This is a genomic window from Leclercia barmai (assembly GCF_049312895.1).
Lineage (GTDB): Bacteria > Pseudomonadota > Gammaproteobacteria > Enterobacterales > Enterobacteriaceae > Enterobacter > Enterobacter barmai.
In genome coordinates this window covers 58,683-77,799 of the sequence record NZ_JBMNWZ010000001.1, presented here as the reverse complement: position 1 = coordinate 77,799, position 19,117 = coordinate 58,683, and the positions used below count along the sequence as shown (strand labels likewise).

At 61.2% G+C, this 19,117-nt stretch carries 8 protein-coding genes; 5 read left to right on the top strand and 3 right to left on the bottom strand.

Annotated features, from left to right (window positions below; translation table 11 throughout):
* The 5 genes from paoA (at position 1) to ACOYA6_RS00310 (ending at position 5,510) form a co-directional block, all read left to right on the top strand.
* Positions 1 to 675, top strand: a complete 675-nt coding sequence (gene paoA / locus ACOYA6_RS00330; protein WP_139564396.1) for an aldehyde dehydrogenase iron-sulfur subunit PaoA — start codon at positions 1 to 3, stop codon at positions 673 to 675.
* On the top strand, positions 672 to 1,628 hold the full coding sequence (locus ACOYA6_RS00325) for an FAD binding domain-containing protein (RefSeq protein WP_422653815.1): 957 nt from the start codon (positions 672 to 674) through the stop codon (positions 1,626 to 1,628). The genes paoA and ACOYA6_RS00325 overlap by 4 nt, the downstream gene beginning before the upstream one ends.
* Positions 1,625 to 3,823, top strand: a complete 2,199-nt coding sequence (gene paoC, locus ACOYA6_RS00320; RefSeq protein ID WP_422653814.1) for an aldehyde oxidoreductase molybdenum-binding subunit PaoC — start codon at positions 1,625 to 1,627, stop codon at positions 3,821 to 3,823. The genes ACOYA6_RS00325 and paoC overlap by 4 nt, the downstream gene beginning before the upstream one ends.
* A 9-nt stretch (positions 3,824 to 3,832) precedes the next feature.
* Positions 3,833 to 4,771 carry an XdhC family protein gene (locus ACOYA6_RS00315; protein WP_422653813.1) on the top strand — a complete coding sequence of 313 codons (939 nt, stop codon included), beginning with the start codon at positions 3,833 to 3,835 and terminating at the stop codon, positions 4,769 to 4,771.
* A 124-nt stretch (positions 4,772 to 4,895) separates the two neighbouring features.
* A complete protein-coding gene (locus tag ACOYA6_RS00310; protein WP_422653812.1) occupies positions 4,896 to 5,510 on the top strand; it encodes a hypothetical protein in 615 nt (204 codons plus the stop codon).
* A 101-nt stretch (positions 5,511 to 5,611) separates the two neighbouring features.
* Here ACOYA6_RS00310 and ACOYA6_RS00305 read toward each other — a convergent pair whose 3' ends face one another.
* The 3 genes from ACOYA6_RS00305 to ACOYA6_RS00295 form a co-directional block, all read right to left on the bottom strand.
* Positions 5,612 to 6,133, bottom strand: coding sequence for a phospholipase D family nuclease (locus tag ACOYA6_RS00305; protein WP_039031313.1), 522 nt, complete (start codon positions 6,131 to 6,133; stop codon positions 5,612 to 5,614).
* A 185-nt stretch (positions 6,134 to 6,318) separates the two neighbouring features.
* On the bottom strand, positions 6,319 to 8,697 hold the full coding sequence (locus tag ACOYA6_RS00300) for a tetratricopeptide repeat-containing sulfotransferase family protein (RefSeq protein WP_422653811.1): 2,379 nt from the start codon (positions 8,695 to 8,697) through the stop codon (positions 6,319 to 6,321).
* A gap of 308 nt (positions 8,698 to 9,005) precedes the next feature.
* Complete coding sequence (locus ACOYA6_RS00295) at positions 9,006 to 19,064, bottom strand: beta strand repeat-containing protein (protein ID WP_422653810.1); 10,059 nt, start codon at positions 19,062 to 19,064, stop codon at positions 9,006 to 9,008.
* Between the last annotated feature and the right edge of the window lie 53 nt (positions 19,065 to 19,117).

Sequence of the window (19,117 nt, the reverse complement as noted above, 5' to 3'; positions counted from 1 at the left end):
ATGAGCAACCAAGGCGAATACCCTGATGATGGACGATCACACGACTTCAGCCTGTCCCGTCGGGATCTGATAAAAGTCAGCGCCGCAGCAGCGGCAACCGCGGCGGTTTACCCTTGTGGCGCGCTGGCCGAGGGTCAACCCGCCGTCACGCCCGCGCCGGAGATGATGCCGGTGACGTTTCGCGTCAACGGCGAGCAGCAGCAGCTGGAGGTGGATACCCGCACCACCCTGCTGGATGCTCTGCGCGAGAACCTGCACCTGACCGGCACCAAAAAAGGCTGCGACCACGGGCAGTGCGGTGCCTGCACCGTTATCGTTGACGGGCGCAGGATCAATTCCTGTCTCACCCTGGCCGTGATGCACCAGAACGCCGACATCACCACCATCGAGGGGCTGGGCACGCCTGACAATCTGCATCCCATGCAGGCGGCGTTTGTCGAACACGATGGTTATCAGTGCGGCTACTGCACGCCGGGGCAAATCTGCTCCTCGGTGGCGGTGCTGAAAGAGATTGAAGCGGGCATCCCCAGCCATGTGACCCTCGATCTGGTCTCCCCTCCCGAAATGAGCGCCCAGGAGATCCGCGAGCGCATGAGCGGCAACATCTGCCGCTGCGGCGCGTACGCCAACATCCTCGCCGCCATTGAAGACGTCGCCGGAGGGAAGAAATCATGAAAGCCTTCACCTATGAACGGGTACAAACCCCGGCCGAGGCGGCGGCCAGCGCCCGGCGCACCCCTGGCGCGAAATTTATCGCTGGCGGCACTAATCTGCTGGATCTGATGAAGCTGGAAATTGAGACCCCCACCCATCTGATCGACGTGAACGGCCTGGGGCTGGATAAGATTGACGCTACCGACGAGGGCGGGCTGCGCATCGGTGCCCTGGTGCGAAATACCGATCTGGCCGCCGATGAGCGCGTGCGCCGTGACTATGCCGTGCTCTCCCGGGCGCTGCTGGCCGGGGCCTCCGGACAGCTGCGCAACCAGGCCACCACGGCGGGCAACCTTCTCCAGCGAACCCGCTGCCCCTACTTTTACGACACTAACCAGCCCTGCAATAAGCGTCTTCCCGGCAGCGGCTGCGCGGCGCTGGAAGGGTTTAGCCGCCAGCATGCGGTGGTAGCAAGCAGCGAAGCCTGTATCGCCACCCATCCCGGCGACATGCCCGTGGCGATGCGGCTGCTGGACGCGGTGGTGGAAACCATCAACGCGGACGGAAAAGCGCGCAACATCCCCCTCGCCGACTTTTATCGCGCGCCGGGGAAAACGCCTCATATCGAGACCGTCCTGACGCCCGGAGAGCTGATTACCGCCGTCAGCCTGCCGCCGCCGGTGGCTGGGCAGCACATTTACCGTAAGGTCCGCGATCGCGCTTCTTACGCCTTCGCGCTGGTGTCGGTGGCGGCGATTGTCCAGCCGGACGGAACCGGTCGCGTCGCGCTGGGCGGCGTGGCGCATAAACCCTGGCGGGTGGCGCAGGCCGATGCGCAGGTCGCGCAGGGGGCCCAGGCGGTGTATGACGCGTTGTTTGCCGACGCGCATCCGACGCCTGAAAACAGATTCAAACTTACCCTGGCGAAGCGAACGCTTGCCTCCGTGCTGACAGAAGCGAGGGCTCAGGTATGAAATTTGAGAAACCGGCAGGGGAAAACCCGATCGATCGGTTGAAGGTGGTTGGACAGCCTCATGACCGTATCGACGGCCCGTTAAAAACCACCGGCAAGGCGCACTATGCCTACGAATGGCACGACACCGCGCCCAACGCGGCCTATGGCTACGTGGTCGGATCGGCCATCGCGAAAGGCGAGATCGCCACCATCGACACCCAGGCCGCGAAAAAAGCGCCGGGCGTGCTGACGGTGATCACCGCCAGCAGCGCGGGCGCACTCGGCAAAGGTGAGCGCAACGCGGCCACACTGTTGGGTGGGCCGAAGATCGAGCACTACCATCAGGCCGTTGCGCTGGTGGTGGCCGAGACCTTTGAGCAGGCCCGGGCGGCGGCGTCGCTGGTGCAGGTTCAGTACCGGCGTCATCAGGGCGCGTACTCGCTGGCGGAGGAAAAACCCGCCGTCAGCCAGCCGCCAGAGAAGAGCCCGGACAAAAACGTCGGGGATTTTGACGCCGCCTTTAGCGCCGCCGAGGTGAAGTTAGACGTTACCTATACCACCCCCGATCAGAGCCATATGGCGATGGAGCCGCACGCCTCTATGGCCGTCTGGGACGGCGATAAGGTGACGCTCTGGACCTCCAATCAGATGGTGGCATGGTGTCGCACCGACCTGGCGGCGACGCTGAAGATCCCCGAGGAGAACGTGCGCATCATCTCCCCCTATATCGGCGGGGGCTTTGGCGGCAAGCTGTTCCTGCGAAGCGATGCCCTGCTGGCCGCGCTGGCGGCCCGGGCCGTGAAGCGCCCGGTTAAAGTGATGCTAGCGCGCCCGACGATCCCTAACAACACCACTCACCGTCCGGCGACCATTCAGCACATTCGCATCGGCACTGACAAGGCGGGAAAAATCACCGCCATCGCCCATGACAGCTGGTCCGGCAATCTGCCCGGCGGCACGCCGGAGACGGCGGTGCAGCAGACCGAACTGCTCTACGCGGGTGAAAATCGTCATACCGGCCTGCGGCTGGCAAAACTGGATCTGCCCGAGGGCAACGCCATGCGCGCTCCCGGTGAAGCGCCGGGCCTGATGGCGCTTGAGATTGCCATCGACGAGATGGCAGAGAAAGCGGGCGTCGATCCGGTTGAGTTTCGCATCCTCAATGACACGCAGGTCGATCCGGCGGATCCCAAGCGTCCCTTCTCCCGTCGTCAGCTGATTGAGTGCCTGCGCACCGGGGCCGAGGAGTTCGGCTGGAAGCAGCGCAACGCGACGCCAGGCCAGGTTCGCGACGGACGCTGGCTGGTGGGCATCGGTATGGCGGCCGGTTTTCGCAATAACCTGTTAGAAAAATCCGCCGCCCGGGTGCATCTGGACGCCGACGGAAAGGTGACGGTAGAAACCGACATGACGGACATCGGCACCGGGAGTTACACCATTATTGCCCAGACGGCGGCGGAAATGCTGGGCGTGCCGCTGGAAAACGTGACGGTGCACCTCGGGGATTCGAGCTTCCCGGTATCGGCCGGTTCAGGCGGACAGTGGGGGGCGAATACCTCCACCTCGGGGGTTTACGCCGCCTGCGTGAAGCTGCGCGAAACCATCGCCACGAAACTCGGTTTCGACCCCGACCAGGCGCAATTTAGCGACGGGAAGATCGCCCAGGATACGCGCAGCGCGGAGATTCGCGAGGCCGCCGCCAACGGCACGCTGACCGCCGAAGACAGTATCGAATTTGGCGATCTGGACAAGCAGTACCAGCAGTCGACCTTTGCCGGGCACTTTATCGAGGTGGCGGTGGACGTGGCGACGGGGGAAGTACAGGTCCGGCGTATGCTGGCGGTGTGCGCGGCTGGCCGCATTCTTAACCCGAAAACCGCCCGCAGCCAGGTGATTGGCGCGATGACCATGGGGCTCGGCGCGGCGCTGATGGAGGAGCTGGCCGTAGATACCCGGCTGGGGTACTTCGTTAATCACGACATGGCGGGGTATGAAGTGCCGGTGCATGCCGATGTCCCGGAGCAGAAGGTCATTTTCCTCGACGACACCGACCCGATCTCCTCGCCCATGAAAGCCAAAGGGGTGGGCGAACTGGGGCTGTGCGGCGTGGGCGCGGCTATCGCCAATGCGGTGTACAACGCCACGGGCGTGCGGGTGCGGGAGTACCCCATCACCCTGGACAAGTTGATCGAAGCGCTACCCGATGTGGTGTAAGGAGAGAGAATGCTGCAACGCGCTGCGCTGACAGAACAAGTTATCCCCGAACAGGCCTTTGCCACCGACGACAGCGTGGCGGTGCTGCGCTTCGCGGCGGAGGGGTTAAACGCAGGCATGGCGGTGGCGCTGGTGACCCTGGTGGAGATCCGCGGCGGTGCCGCCAGGCCGTTAGGGGCGCAGATGGCCGTTCGCGAGGACGGCTTATATTGCGGCTATGTCTCCGGCGGCTGCGTGGAGTCCGCTGCCGCTTACGAGGCGCTGGAGACCCTCGCCAGCGGCAAAGACCGTCAGGTGAAGTACGGCGAGGGATCGCCGTGGTTCGACATCGTGCTGCCCTGCGGCGGCGGGATTACCCTGAACATCCATAAACTGCGCTCGGTGCAGCCGCTGCTGGCGGTATTGAACAGCCTGGCGCAGCGCAAACCGGTGGGATTGCGCTATCACGCCCCGTCGGAGTCGTTGCACTCAGTGCCCGGGACAACCCGGACAGGTTGGAAGGACGATCTTTTTGAGCAGGGCTATCGCCCCAGTGTGCGGATACTGATTTACGGGGGCTCAGTGGAGGCGCAGGCCACCGCACGCGTGGCCCAGGCGGCGGGTTATGAGGTTCAGTGCAACCCGCGCAGGGTTGAACCGATGGATGCCGACACGGCGGTGATTTTGCTCTGGCACGATGGGCACAAGGAGCTTCCGGTGCTGGAGGCCGCCCTGACGGCAGCACCTTTTTATATTGGCGCTCTCGGCAGCCGTCGCACCCACCAGCGGCGGGTCGAGAAGCTGCTTGAGCTGGGCTGGGAAGAGGCGGATATCGCGCGCATCAAAGCGCCGATTGGGATTTTCCCTCAGGCGCGGGATGCGAATACCCTGGCACTGTCGGTGGTGGCGGACGTGGCGGCGGCGCGTTTGCATCAGGAAGAACCTATCAAAATTAATGGGTTGGGCTGATTTTACGCCTGGTTTCCTGAGTGCATGTTAAATTATTTAACACTGTTTCATCGTGTGGACGGGTTACCACACACTTGAAGCTGAAAATGGAAATCGCACTTAACTAACCCCTACAGGAAAGTAGATGAAAAAAACTCTCTTCGCATTGCCCCCTGCCATTCTTATGGCTTTACCTTGTATCGTCTCCCCCGCCAGCGCCGCGCAGCCGGTACATGCTGTTGATGTAAAATCCTTTGATGTCGGCGGCGTGAAGACCGGGATGAGCGTTGAACAAGCCCGTGCAGCGATGCAGAAAAATTTTGGTGTCTCAGCCGACAAAATCGAAGCCTCTAAGTCTGCGACATACCAGGTGGCAACCAAGATTACCGGGAGCCCGCAGGTTATGTATCTGGTCTATGAGAACAACGGTACGCGGATGCAGGTGAGTTTCGAACCTCGCGTCCCTTACGACAAAAGCAACCCGATGGCTGCAGCCTTGATCTCCTATGAGATCCCCTGGACGAGCGATAATGCAGCGTCAATGAAGGACGCCGCGCTGGCAAAATATGGCCCGGTTTCCGCCCCTGATACGAACCCTATATGGTGTGAAAAACCCCTGCCCGGGACAGGCATGGGATGCGAACAGGGTACAGCCGAACTGAAAGTGGCCAGCACAAAACTGACGTTGATCGATCCTGCCTGGCAAAACGCCAGAATAAAATTTATGGATCAGCAAAACGCGACCAAGCCGCAGTTTTAACGTCGCTGGGCAGCCTGTCTTCCTATTCTACAGAAGTGTTAAGGAAGACAGGATGCTTTGAGCGAGAAGCAGAACGTCAAAGCCGTTAGCGTAAAGAACGGCTAACTGTTTTTTTTAAGTTCAAAGGGTTCAGATATCGCCCATCGCGAAGCAAAATGCTTCTGATATTGAGCCACGACTTCAGGCATTTTTTTTATTACGATGACATTCTCGCTGTTCTCATACTCCGCTGATTTTGCGTAATTAAAGGAGCCAGTCTCTAAAGTTGAACCATCAACAATCATCATCTTATCGTGCTGAATATGGTAATGCCCATCAATGCGAAGCTCCACTCCATGGCGGGTAACGTCGCGCATTGCAGCAAGTGATGTAGTGCCTTTATTTCGACGTTTATCGATAACAACTTGTACTCGAACGCCTCGCTGTTGAGCTGCATCCAATGCAGCAACAATATCTTTAGCCTGAAATGCATATGCAACCATCTGGATAGAAGAATGCGCTGCATTAATGGTATCCAGAACCAGTTTCTGTGCACTGCCCTCTGGAGAAAAACCCACTTTAATTGATGGGGCTGCAAAAGCTGACCCGGAAATGATGAGCAGTAAAAAGGCCAGTTTATTCATGGTGACTTTTCTCAGTAAATTTTCGATGCGTTGAGGATTTCTCAGGGTGAACCCGCATCTTCGATGAAGAGCATATCGCTAATACTCTCAACGTCCGCTTCTGACACAAGCGGATTATCATTTCTCCTAATGTATGGCCCGTTCAGACGTTTGCGGGCGTCCCTGCCCGCTCGTGCCGGTGTTAACTAAAACGACGCCATCGCAAACGTGAGAACGGAAAAGCCCTGCGGACTTGCATCATCCTGCTCAATATCCCCTGCGCTCACCACCCTGTCATCCGTACCCACGTGGCGCCCCCTTAACAACTGTGCTTTTTCCGCTTGCCCCGCTAATTCATATGCCTGCGCCAGATCGCGTCGCCAGTTGCCATTCCACGGGCATGCCTGGTGCCCCTTTTCCATGTGCGCAATGCCGTCAGCCAGGTGCCCTTTACGAACGCAAATCAGGCCCACTATAAAATGCGCGGTAGCGTGTTCGGGCACGTGGTGCAGCAGGCGCCGGAAGAGCGTCTCGGCTTCATCAAGCTTCCCCTGACGATAGTGCGCGATGCCATCGGTCTGCATGCCGGGTACGGGCAGGCTCACCATCTCAACGGGTTCATGCAGGATCTTCGCATTGGTCCCGGCGATCAACGGCGTCAGAAAGTCCGCGTAACGCCGCCAGCGTTCGCGCGCGGTCTGATAGATAGGCTGACGCACCTGCCACACGCTGGCGGTCTTGACCGGCCTGTCCAGTTCCGTGGTGTCGAGCACCTGCGGTTCCCATTGCACGCCCACGTAATCCAGCATGCGACGCGCCTCGCGCTCCGGATCAGAGACCACGTCCTCATAGCGCACCTCGAGAATGTCCCCAGGGAACACCTGGTTCCAGTGGTGCATCATGAGGTTGTGGTCGGCAAGCTGTTCACCAATCCACCGCAGGTCATAGGCGAAGCCCATACCGCCGTGCTTTGCTGAGTAGTCGGTGAAGTAATTGGAGATGGCGATATCGCGTGGGTCGCGGCGCACTGAGATTATCCGCGCGTTCGGGAACAGCAGCTTGATAAGACCAATGTTCTCGAAATTGTGCGGCAGCTTATCCACCACGTGCCGGATTTCAGACGCGTTTTCTGGCACGGTTTCCCGCAGTTCCTCGAGCAGGCTGGCGGTGATACCCGCTACCACATCGGCCGACAGATCGTCCACGCAGTCCGGGTAATGACGTCCTGAACCCGTATGACGTTCCCAGCGTTCCAGCCGGGCGATCGTGCTGGGAATCACCCCAAGCTCGCCTGCGCCGTGGATTTGGCTGTGTCCCGCCAGGATCTGTTCGACAAGCGTGGTACCGGAACGCGGCATACCCAGTACGAACACCGGCAGCGTTGAGTCGTTGCCGATGCCGCGTCGGTGCTCAAAGAGCGAACGGCTGAACGCATGACGGATCCGCGCGGAGTCTTGCCGATGTGCAGCCGGGTCATAGCTCAGAAGTGCGCGGCTGGCCGCGTTGGCTTCGTTGGCCAGAGTGAAGGCTTTGGTGTAGTCCTTGCGCTTTTCCCAGGCCGCAGCCAGTTGCAGCAGCAGTCCAGGCTGCACCGGGCCGGACAAGCCCGGCTTGCGTGCCAGGTTTTCCAGGCGAAGCAACGTCTCGTCGTCTTGCGGAAAACGCCGGGCGTTGATCAGGGCCGCATGACCGCGTGCCGGGTCGATCGCCAGAACCTGCTCGAACAACGCCACGGCCTCGTCGATGCGCCCCAGTTGCATATACAAATGCCCCAGCCCCTGCAGGGCGAGGACCAGGCGGGGATGCGCTTGTAGCACCTTGACGTATCGCGCCTCTGCCCCGGTGTAGTCCTGCTCCTGGACATCCACTCCGGCGAGGGTCACCTGTGCCTGCGCCAGCCACTGGGCGATCTGCGCGGCGTCCATAGCGGGTGATGGCCTCAGCGCCCCGGCCTCCTCGATAGCCTGTTCGGCCATCTGACGTGCCAGCGCCGGATAGCCCTGAGTGGCGACACTGGACAGCTTCAGGCGCAAAGGAAGCGTCATTTTTTGCTGTTGCCCGGCCAGATAGAGGGCACGGTGCAGCAACGCTATGGCCTGAGGCAGTCGCCCCTGTAACTCCGCCAGTTCAGCGTGCTGCTGGTACAGGTTCGGCTGTTCCGGGTAATGCCCCAGCCCACGGCGCAGCGCATCTTCAGCCTGGGCATGGCGTCCACGCTCGGCCAGACGCTGCGCATAACCGGTCAGCAGGCCGCAGTAATCCTCTTCAGCCAGATCGGCATGGCGTTCTTCCAGCCAGGCATCCGCGCGGGCAACGTCGTCACGGGCCAGCCACAGTTCCAGGCGCAGGCCGCGCAGCTGCTGGTCGTGCAGAGCCGCCTGCTGCGCGGGCCAGTGCTCCCGCTCGTCTGCCCAGAAGAGGTCGGCGGCGGCCAGCGTCTCCCCGGCCTGCGGCAGGTCCGCACGTTGCAGGTAGAGGCGCAGCAGTTGCTGATAGACAGTGATAGCGGGTTGCAGGCGCAGACTACGTTCATACAGGGGGATAGCCTCCTCCCCCCGTTGATGCTCCACGTAACAGGCAGCCAAACGCGCCAGCAGAAGCGGGTGGTCCGGCGCTTCCGGGCGGGTGGCCTCCAGCAGCACCCGCGCCGCGTCACATTCCCCAAAAAACAGGTGGATGGCAGCCAGGTCGACGCGGACGTCGACCTCCAGTGCCGCCGGGTCCAGCGCCATCAGCGTCTGCCGGGCCGCCTCTGGCTGGTCCAGATGGGCCCGGGCCAGAGCCAGCAGCACCTGTTCTGCCGGTAAAATCACCGGCAGGCTATAACAGGCCTCTTGCAGCACGTCGAACTGCTGCATCTCCATCAGACGGCGGAGCAACGTCAGAGAACCTGTCATGGCATCGCCAGTCCTTGCGAGGTGAGGAGGCCAGCAGGCATAGCCGGCAGATAGGCCTGAGCAAACGTATTATCCTGATTCGGATTTAGGGTCCAGGTGCCGTTCCAGAGATCCACGTTATTCCCGTAATTGCGAGTGAACTGGCCGTTTGCGTCAACGCCGGCGACGTTATAAGAGGACATCGAGATAGAGAACCCCGCCACCCAGTTAACGGCATTCCCACCGTGATGCATATCCATCACTGGGTCGCCCCACTGTCCCTTAACATCGCTGCCCGTGCCCACCAGCACGATCTTGTCGTCCAGGCCCAGATTCTGCGCCCCCGACCACATCTCGTTGCTGTCCAGCCCAACCAGCGAGCCGGAATTGCTGTTGACCTGGATATAGATGGTGTAGGCGGTATTGGCATCAAAGACGCGCCCGTTGTGATCGGAGCTTTGGCCCGTCGTCAGGTCGAAGACCACGATGGACGGATCCCCCATCCCGGCGGAAACGGTCGTGAAGTTCAGCCCCGTCGAGGTGCTGATCCCGGCATAGTCGTTGCCCGCCGTATCGTGCAGCGCAGTGCTGTCGATCTGGACGTGGTAGTTTGCCCCCGCCGCCAGGTCCGTTGTCGGGTTAATCGTCACCGTGTTACCGCTGATGCTGACCTGCGAGCTGTCGGTGATGTCGATGACCTTGTTCAGACTGCTGTTGCTCTCGTTGACGAGGGTGATATGGCCGCTGCCGGCCAGCACATCTTCGCTGAAGGTCAGCGTGAGATTCGTGCCCGTGGCAACGCTGCCGCCGTTGTCCTGCGGCGTGCTGCTGGTGAGTACCGGCGCAGTGTTGTCGACCGTCAGGCCGGTGCTGTCCGCCGCCGTCGCCGTGCCGTGGTTCGCCGTGATGACCGTAACGGCGACGTTGCGGCTGTCGACGTTGTTAATGGCACCGGCGCTGAGGGTGTATTGCGCCGTGTATTTCCCGTCGCCCGCGATGGCGTCCCCGTGGGTGCCGTCGTCCCAGGCGGTCGTCGGCGTGCTGGCGCCAAACTGGCTGAAGTCCATGGTGACGCTGGTCACAGCGTTGGTATTGGCATCGCCGCTGGCGGAGTTGTCCCACACGGCGGTAACGGTATCGCCGACCTTGTAGGTGCTGCCGTCTGCGCCGCCTGGCGTGGAGGCGATGGCGATATGGGCATCGGTCACTGTCGGCGCCACAGGCGCATTCAGGCCGATCTGGTAGATACCACCCACTGAGTAGCCGCTCTTGCTGCCATCGCTGGAGTCGGAATCAAACAGGACAGAATAGGTGATGTCATAGCCGCCCGCGCCGTCGGAGACGATCCGCGGGTTATACAGCTGCCCGCCCTGAGGCACCGTGATACCGCTGTCGGTCACGGCACTGGTCAGCTCGCCGGTAGTTTTGGAAATGGTGACCTGGCTAAAGCCGCCGTTACCGTCAGGGAACACAAACACCAGATCGGTGCCGTTGTCGTAGGCCGTGGCCGATGCCGCCACGGAGCCGTTGCTGGTCCACGCCAGCTCGTCATGGAGCGTTTTGTCCATCGCGCCAACGTCCACGGCGTGATAGCTCTGGGTCCCCATGTTATAGACGGTATTGCTCTGGACGTTGGTGGTGATCAGCGTCCCGTTGTTGTTGTAGAGCGTGACCTCCCAGGTCGCAGAGCGGTATTCCTGGCTGAAGACGGCAAAACCGCCGTCGAACGCAATGACGTTGGTCGGAGACGTTTGCTCGTCATTCCAGTTAACGCGCTGCCAGGTGGTGCCGCCGTCGAAATTGGCCAGCGTGCCGCTGGAGTCGAGCTTGAAGATGAAGGCACCGATAGGCGTGCTGGTCGCCGACTGGCCCGGCGTGCCAATCCAGTCGTAGACCTCGGAGGCCAGGACATAGCTGCCATCGCTCAGTGCCGTCAGCACACCCGGCGACAGCTGGAATTTCAGCAACTGGACTGCCGGGCTTGCAACGCCGCCGAAGTTTTGACTCGTGCTGTTGCCGCCGATCAGGTTCTGTGTACCCTCGGTGAAGCTGGTTCCGCTGCCGTTGTAGTGGAAGACAGAGACGGCCTGCTGCTGATCGGTGCCAGTGCCCATCGTCTGGTAGGCGATGGCGAAATCACCACCATTCGCGCTGCTCTGCGCCGCAATGGTGACGCCGGAGCCAGGCGACGCCAGCGTATCGCTCGATTGCAGGTTGCCGCTGTTGTCGTAGATAGCGTAGTGAACGCTGTAGTCATTCCAGTTAAGGGTATCCACCTGCGACCAGGCCACGACGAAGCCGCCGTTGGCCAGCGCCTTGATCTGCGTATCCAGCATGGTGTAGCCCGCAGGAATGGTGATGTCCAGGGTCTTAACGACGTTGTTGTTCGCGTCCAGCACCCTGACGACGCCATCGTACAGCGCGCCGGTCGGATCCCAGGTGATATAGTCGCCGCCGGTCTGCCGCATATACTCGACAACCGTATAGCCGTTACTCAGCTTCTCCAGCCCGACGTTGATGGTCATCTCGGTAGAGGTGTCGTTGGTGCTGCCCGAGACCATCGCGCTGCCATCAAGGTTGAGGCCTTGCGCCACCTCAACGGTAACGGTCTGGCTGCTGTGGTTGCCAGCCACATCGGTGGCGGTCACGACCAGGTTGTAGCTACCAGCCACGGCGGCGCTGTTCAGGGTGACGACGCCGGTGGTCGCATTGATGTCGAACCAGCCGAGGCTGTCCTGATCCAGGCTGTAGGTGACGGCGTTGGCATCGCTGGCGTTGGCGTCGTAAACCTGGGTGCCCGCCGCTGCGCCGCTGGTGAGGGCGGTGCCGGTAGCAGTCGCACCGCCTGCAATAACAGGTGCAGTGTTGTCCACGATCACGCTGCTGCCGGAGATCGCAGAGACATTGCCGGACGCGTCCACGGCGTAAGCGTGGTAACTGCCGTCGGCAAGGCCGGTCAGCGCCAGCACGGTGCCGACGTTAGATGCGACGGCAACGCTGTTCACCAGGTTATCAGCAGCACGGGTGAGGCTGTTCAGATCCGTCACCGTCACGCTGTCGCTGACCAGGTAAACCGTGCCCGCTTCGGAGCTCTGCACGATAACCGCCTCACTGCTGTTCTCCACGCCATCCAGGTCGCTGACGAGCATGACGCCAGGCGGCGTGGTGTCGACAACGTTGTAGGTGATGGTCTGCGTGGCCTGATTACCGGCGGCATCGGTGGCGGTGACAATGAATTGCGCACCGCTGACCATGGCCGGGCTGGAGATCAGCGTCACGACGCCGGTGCTGGCGTTGATGCGGAAGTGCTGGGTGTCGTTCACGCTGTAGGTGACGCCGTGCGCGTCGGTTGCCGCAGCGGTGTAGACGGTGTCGCCAGCGACGGTGCTGTCGGTAATGTCGGCGGCGGTGGCCGCGCTGGTGAAGACAGGGTCGACGTTATCCACCATCAGGCTGCTGCCGGAAATGACCGACAGATTGCCTGCCGCATCAACAGCCCAGGCATGGTAGGTGCCGTCAGCGAGGTTGGCTGCGGAGATCGCTGCAGGGGTATTGGCGGTGACGGCTGTGCTGGCCCACTGGTCGCTGGCCGCACCGGTAATGTCGTTGAGCTGGCTGACCATCACAGTGTCGTTGACCAGATAGACGGTGCCGTTTTCGCTGCTTTGCACGGTCGCGTGGCCGTCATGGTTCAGCACGACGAGGTTTTCGTAGGTGCTGCCGTCGGCGTTAAATTTCTGCACATACAGGTTGAAGTTAAAAATACCGTTGGCAGGATTGAAAGCGTACCAGGTGACCATGTATTCGCCGTCTGCACCGACGGCGGTAACGTGTGGGAACTGGTCAATCGCGCCGCCGGAAGCTTCCAGTCGCGCGATATCGCCTACCGCGACACCGCTGGCATTGAACTTCTGCACATAGATGTCCGGGCCCGGGCCGCCATTACCCATCCAGGTGACGACGTAACCGCCATCACCCAGCGCCGTGATGCGCGGATTTTCGTCGTAGTTGATGGTCGTATTGTTGTGCGGTGCATCCAGTTGCACGATAGCGCCCACTTTGCTTCCCCCCGCAGTGAACTGCTGCACATAGACAGAGTTTTCGTAGGAGCCGTTGGTGCTGTCGTATTCCATCCAGGTGATGACGTAGCCACCGTCGGCCAGCGCTGCGACATACGGACTGGCATCGTTGTAACCGAAATTGCCGCTGTTATTTGCGCCGTCCAGTTCCACTATGCCACCGACTTTCGCGCCGGTGGCATCGAACTGCTGCACCCAGGTGCTGTTGGTGTAGTTCGAGTTGCTGTAGTCGAGGCTCGACCAGGTGACGACATAGCCGCCGTTAGCCAGCGCCGTGATCTGCGGCTGGGATTCGTTGTTGAGGTCGACTCCCGTTGTGGCATCCAGCACCACCGGGGCGGTGCCGGTGCCGTTGGCGTCGAACTGCTGCAGGTAGATGTGGTAGTCGCCCGACGTGTTGCCCTGCCAGGTCACCACGTAGCTGCCGTTGTCCAGAACGGTCACCTGCGGGCTGGCATTGCTGTAAGAGCCAGGCACAGCCAGTGGCAGGGTGTTGCCCACCGTAACGCCGGCGTCGTCAAAGCGCTGCACGTAGATGCCGTCGCCGCCGCTAAGGTACCAGGTCACGATATAGCCGCCATCGGCCAGCGTCGCGATCTGCGGGGCAACGTCATGGACAGAAGCGGCCCCATCAAGTTTCACAGCGGCGGATATTGCGGTGCCGTCAGCGTTGAACAACTGCGTATAAATGCTGGTGTCGTTGCTGGTGCCGTCCTGGCCGACCCAGGCCACGGCGTAAGCCCCTGCATCATTAATGGCCGTCACGCTGACAACAGTGTCTGACCAGTTGTAGAACGTGGTGGTCGCACCTGATGCGAGCTGTACGGCATCACCCATCGCGACACCCTGTGCGCTCAGGCGCTGCGCATAGATCCCGAAGCTGCCATTGCTGTTGCCTGCCCAGGTCACCAGGAAGCTGCCGTCACCCAGCGCGGTGGTGTCAAAACCGTTGGGAAGCATGTTGTAGGTGGCCGGGCTCAACATCACCGGCCCTGACGTGCTGCCGTCGAGCGTGACAGTCGGTGCGATTTCGTCTACATCGGTCACATTAACGGTGACACTCTGCGTGGTCGCGTGACCCGCGGCGTCAGTGGCAACGACGCTGAAGGTGTATTGCGGCGCGTGGTTACCTTCATAGTCGGGGCTGGAATTAAAGGTGACCGCACCCGTTACGGCGTCGATAGTGAAATACTGGGCGTCTGCGCGACCAGGCTCGTCAGCCAGGCTGTAGGTGACGTGCTCGCCACCGTCGGCGGCGTCATTATCAACGGCCTGCGCGGTATAGAGGACGGTGCTGGCGGCGGTATTCTCGACAACGCTCACCGTGGCGCTGGCATAGCTGTCGCTGCTGTTGCCGGTGGTGAAGCTCGGGGCCTGCTCATCGACGTTGTTGATATTCAGGGTGACCGTTCGATCGCTGTGGTTACCCGCCGCATCGGTGGCGACAACGGTGAAGCTGTAGCTGGATTTGCTTTCAAAGTCCGGGTTGTCGATCAGGGTGACCGCGCCGGTAACCGGGTCAATGGTCAGGCCTGCGTCGCTGCCCGCTTTCAGCGAGAAGGTGACGCCCCCGCTGATGTCGGCGGTGTCGGTCGCCGTGGCGGCGTAGATCACCTGGCCCGCGCCGCTGTTTTCGTTGATCGCCGGGGCGGTTGTGCCGCTGGTGATGGTCGGGGCAACTTCGTCGAGGTTTTTGATATCCAGCGTCACCGTCCGATCGCTGTGGTTGCCCGCCGCATCGGTAGCCACAACGGTGAAACTGTAGCTGGCTTTAGCTTCGTAATCCGGATTGCCGGTCAGGGTGACCGCGCCAGTAACCGGGTCAATCGCCAGCCCCGCGTCGCTGTCCGCTCTCAGCGAGAAGGTAACGCCGTTGCTGATGTCCGCTGTATCGGTCGCCGTGGCGGTGTAGACCACCTGACCCGCGCCGCTGTTTTCGTTGATCGCCAGGGCGGTTGTGCCGCTGATGATCGTCGGGGCAACCTCATCGAGGTTGTTAATACCGAGCGTGACCGTCTGGTCGCTGGCGTTGCCCGCCGCGTCGGTAGCGACAACGGTAAAGCTGTAGCTGTGTTTAGCTTCGTAATCCGGATTGCCTGTCAGGGTGACCGCCCCGGTGGTCGCATCAATCGTCAGGCCCGCATCGCTGCCCGCCTTAAGTGAGAAAGTGACGCCATTACTGATATCCGCCGTGTCGGTCGCGGTGGCGGTGTAGATCACCTGGCCCGCGCCGCTGTTCTCGTTAATCGCGGTGGCCGTCGCGCCGCTGGTGATGGTCGGGGCAACTTCATCGAGGTTGTTGATACCGAGCGTCACCTTCTTATCGCTGGTGTTGCCCGCCGCATCGGTAGCCACAACGGTAAAGCTGTAGCTGGATTTAGCTTCGTAATCCGGGTTGCCGGTCAGGGTGACCGCGCCGGTGTTAGGGTTGATGGTCAGCCCCGCGTCGCTGCCCGCTTTCAGGGAGAAAGTGACGCCGTTGCTGATGTCGCCAGTGTCGGTGGCCGTGGCGGTGTAGATTACCTGGCCCGCACCGCTGTTTTCGTTGATCGCCGTGGCAGTGATGCCGCTGGTGATGGTCGGCGCAACTTCGTCGAGGTTGTTGATACCGAGCGTCACCTTCTTATCGCTGGTGTTGCCCGCCGCATCGGTGGCGACAACGGTAAAGCTGTAGCTGTGTTTAGCTTCGTAATCCGGATTGCCGGTCAGGGTGACCGCGCCAGTAACCGGGTCGATGGTCAGCCCCGCGTCGCTGCCCGCTTTCAGCGAGAAGGTCACGCCCCCGCTGATATCCGCCGTGTCGGTGGCCGTGGCAGTGTAAACCACCTGGCCCGCGCCGCTGTTTTCGTTGATGGCCGGAGCGGTGGTGCCGCTGGTGATGGTCGGGGCAACTTCGTCGAGGTTGTTGATACCCAGGGTAACTTTCTGGCTGCTGGCATTGCCCGCCGCATCGGTGGCGACAACGGTAAAGCTGTAGCTGTGTTTAGCCTCAAAGTCCGGGTTATCGATCAGCGTGACCGCCCCGGTGTTCGCGTCGATAGTCAGGCCCGCATCGCTGCCCGCCTTCAGCGAGAAGGTGACGCCGTTGCTGATATCAGCCGTGTCGGTGGCCGTGGCAGTGTAGATCACCTGGCCCGCGCCGCTGTTTTCGTTGATTGCGGTGGCGGTTGTGCCGCTGGTGATGGTCGGGGCAACCTCGTCGAGGTTGTTGATACCGAGCGTCACCGTCTTGTCGCTGTGGTTGCCCGCCGCATCGGTGGCTACAACGGTGAAGCTGTAGCTCGATTTAGCTTCGAAATCCGGGTTGCCGGTCAGCGTGACCGCGCCGGTATGCGCATCAATTGTCAGCCCCGCATCGCTGCCCGCTTTCAGCGAGAAGGTGACGCCGTTGCTGATATCAGCCGTGTCGGTGGCCGTGGCAGTGTAGATCTCCTGACCCGCGCCGCTGTTTTCGTTGATTGCGGTGGCCGTTGCGCCGCTGGTGATGGTCGGGGCGACTTCGTCGAGGTTGTTGATACCGAGCGTGATCGTCTTGCTGCTGGCATTGCCCGCCGCATCGGTGGCGACAACGGTAAAGCTGTAGCTGGATTTAGCTTCGAAATCCGGGTTGCCGGTCAGCGTGACCGCGCCGGTAATCGGATCGATGGTCAGGCCAGCATCGCTGCCCGCTTTCAGCGAGAAAGTTACCCCCCCGCTGATATCTGCTGTGTCAGTCGCCGTGGCGGTGTAGATCACCTGACCCGCACCGCTGTTTTCGTTGATCGCCGGGGCGGTTGCGCCGCTGGTGATGGTCGGCGCAACCTCGTCGAGGTTATTGATACCGAGCGTCACCATCCGGTCGCTGGCGTTGCCCGCCGCATCGGTAGCCACAACGGTGAAGCTGTAGCTGGATTTGCTCTCAAAGTCCGGATTGCCGGTCAGGGTGACCGCGCCGGTGGTCGCATCAATCGTTAGCCCTGCGTCGCTGCCCGCTTTCAGTGAGAAGGTGACGCCATTGCTGATATCCGCCGTGTCGGTGGCGGTCGCGGTGTAGATCACCTGCCCTGCACCGCTGTTTTCGTTAATCGCGGTGGCGGTTGTGCCGCTGGTGATGGTCGGGGCGACTTCGTCGAGGTTGTTGATATCCAGCGTCACGGTCTGATCGCTGGCGTTGCCCGCCGCATCGGTAGCCACAACGGTGAAGCTGTAGCTGGCTTTGCTCTCAAAATCCGGATTACCGGTCAGGGTGACCGCCCCGGTGGTCGGATCGATGGTCAGCCCCGCGTCGCTACCCGCTTTCAGTGAGAAAGTCACGCCCCCGCTGATATCGCCGGTGTCGGTGGCCGTGGCGGTGTAGATCACCTGCCCTGCACCGCTGTTTTCGTTAATCGCCGTGGCGGTGGTACCGCTGGTGATCGTCGGGGCGGAATCGTCGAGGTTGTTAACAGCCAGCGTGACCGTCTGGCTGCTGGCGTTGCCTGCGGCATCGGTGGCGACAACGGTGAAGCTGTAGCTGGCTTTGCTCTCATAATCCGGATTGCCGATCAGGGTAACCGCGCCGGTGGAGGCATTGATGCTGAACAACGCGCTATCACCGGCGGTGCTCAGGCTGTAGCTAAACTGGCTCGGGTCGGTTGCGACCGCAGTCCAGACCACCTTGCCTGCCCCGATGTTCTCATCCACGCTGGCCGCAGTGGCGCTGGTGAAGACAGGAGCATGGGTGTCAATAATAAGGCTGAGGCCGCCGGAGGTGTCGGTGGCGGCGGCTGCGCCTTTAATCAGCAACGACTGCGCCTCATCGGACAGACTGATGGTGCTGCCGAGTGTGATCCCGGCAGTGACGGCGTCAAGGATGGTCTGGGTGGATGCACCGGCGTTAGCTTCCGCGCCGGAGAATGCCGCCAGCAGGAGACCATATTTTTCACCGGCACTCAGGCCATCGGTCGCGTTATAACTGCCGCCGTTGGTTGCGACGACCGTGGTGTTCAGAATGTCATCCACGCCAAACAGGCTGCCGATAGCGGCGGAGGTGTCGGCCACCTGCGTCGCACTCAGGGTGGCTGGAGTGTCAGTCGTGCCGCCGAGGGCTTCCTGCGCCTTGTTATAGGCGAGCGTGGTCAACACGTTAATATTGAGAACGAGGGTACTGTTGTCGCCGGAGATAACACCCATGCTCCAGAGCTGGGCAGAGAGGTCTTTACCCGCGCCCGTCGCTTCGTCCAGGTAGTCAGCAGCACTGCCGCTGTTGACGAGCTTAACAATCACCACGCCGCTGTAGCTGCCCGCAGACAGGGTTACCGAGCCGTTGGGCCCCAGCGTCCCCGTGCCAATCAGCGTTTTGCCATCGGCCTGATAGATCTCCACATTCAAATCGTTGCTGCTGAGCGCCGGGCCGCCGACAAAATTAAGCTCGACGGCGTTCTCTACAGCGGGTACTTCCCCACCGTTATCGTGCTTGCCGCCGTTGTCGCCCCCACTATGGCCACTCGCCGCGGCAACCCCGACCACGCCCCCCAGTCCGAGGGCGCCGGCGAGGTAGCCCACGTAAGAGTGCGATTGTGGAAGGTAGGTTAGCGGATGGCCAGACACCACTGACCCATTCTGCACGCCGGCTAAGATATTCTCTAACCCCGGGTGGCCTGAGGTCATGCTGGCCAGCGCATCCGCAGAACCGTGCGCATAGAAAACATGACTGCCGTCGGCCAACGCCGCCCCTTCGGTGCTGTCGGGGGTCATCACCTGGGTAGAGGTGCCATCAGCAGGCAGGGTTACGCTGGTATCGCTTTGCGTAAACCAGTCCTGCAGGGTCAGCGTAGTGCCATCGGCATAGTCCAGCTGCAGATCTTGTCCGTGACGCGAAGCCACGACGTCGTCGGCCAGCGTGTCCTGGTCCTTTTCGCCCTGGCGCTTGAGTACCCGGTAAGTTTCACCCGGCGCGGCCTTGTGAATGTTGGTCTGCCCGGCCTGCAGAGTGATACGGTTTTTACCGGTATTGAGCGTGTATTGGCTTGGCTTCATCTGGGTCTCGGAGTTCATTGTGTGTTGGTTTCATTTGGGGCGAACAGGAAAAT

Bases quoted from the DNA above. Each gene is read 5' to 3' on its own strand.
- ACOYA6_RS00305 (WP_039031313.1), bottom strand. From the start codon at position 6,133: ATGAATAAACTGGCCTTTTTACTGCTCATCATTTCCGGGTCAGCTTTT.
- ACOYA6_RS00315 (WP_422653813.1), top strand. From the start codon at position 3,833: ATGCTGCAACGCGCTGCGCTGACAGAACAAGTTATCCCCGAACAGGCC.
- ACOYA6_RS00325 (WP_422653815.1), top strand. From the start codon at position 672: ATGAAAGCCTTCACCTATGAACGGGTACAAACCCCGGCCGAGGCGGCG.
- paoC (WP_422653814.1), top strand. From the start codon at position 1,625: ATGAAATTTGAGAAACCGGCAGGGGAAAACCCGATCGATCGGTTGAAG.
- paoA (WP_139564396.1), top strand. From the start codon at position 1: ATGAGCAACCAAGGCGAATACCCTGATGATGGACGATCACACGACTTC.
- ACOYA6_RS00295 (WP_422653810.1), bottom strand. From the start codon at position 19,064: ATGAAGCCAAGCCAATACACGCTCAATACCGGTAAAAACCGTATCACT.
- ACOYA6_RS00310 (WP_422653812.1), top strand. From the start codon at position 4,896: ATGAAAAAAACTCTCTTCGCATTGCCCCCTGCCATTCTTATGGCTTTA.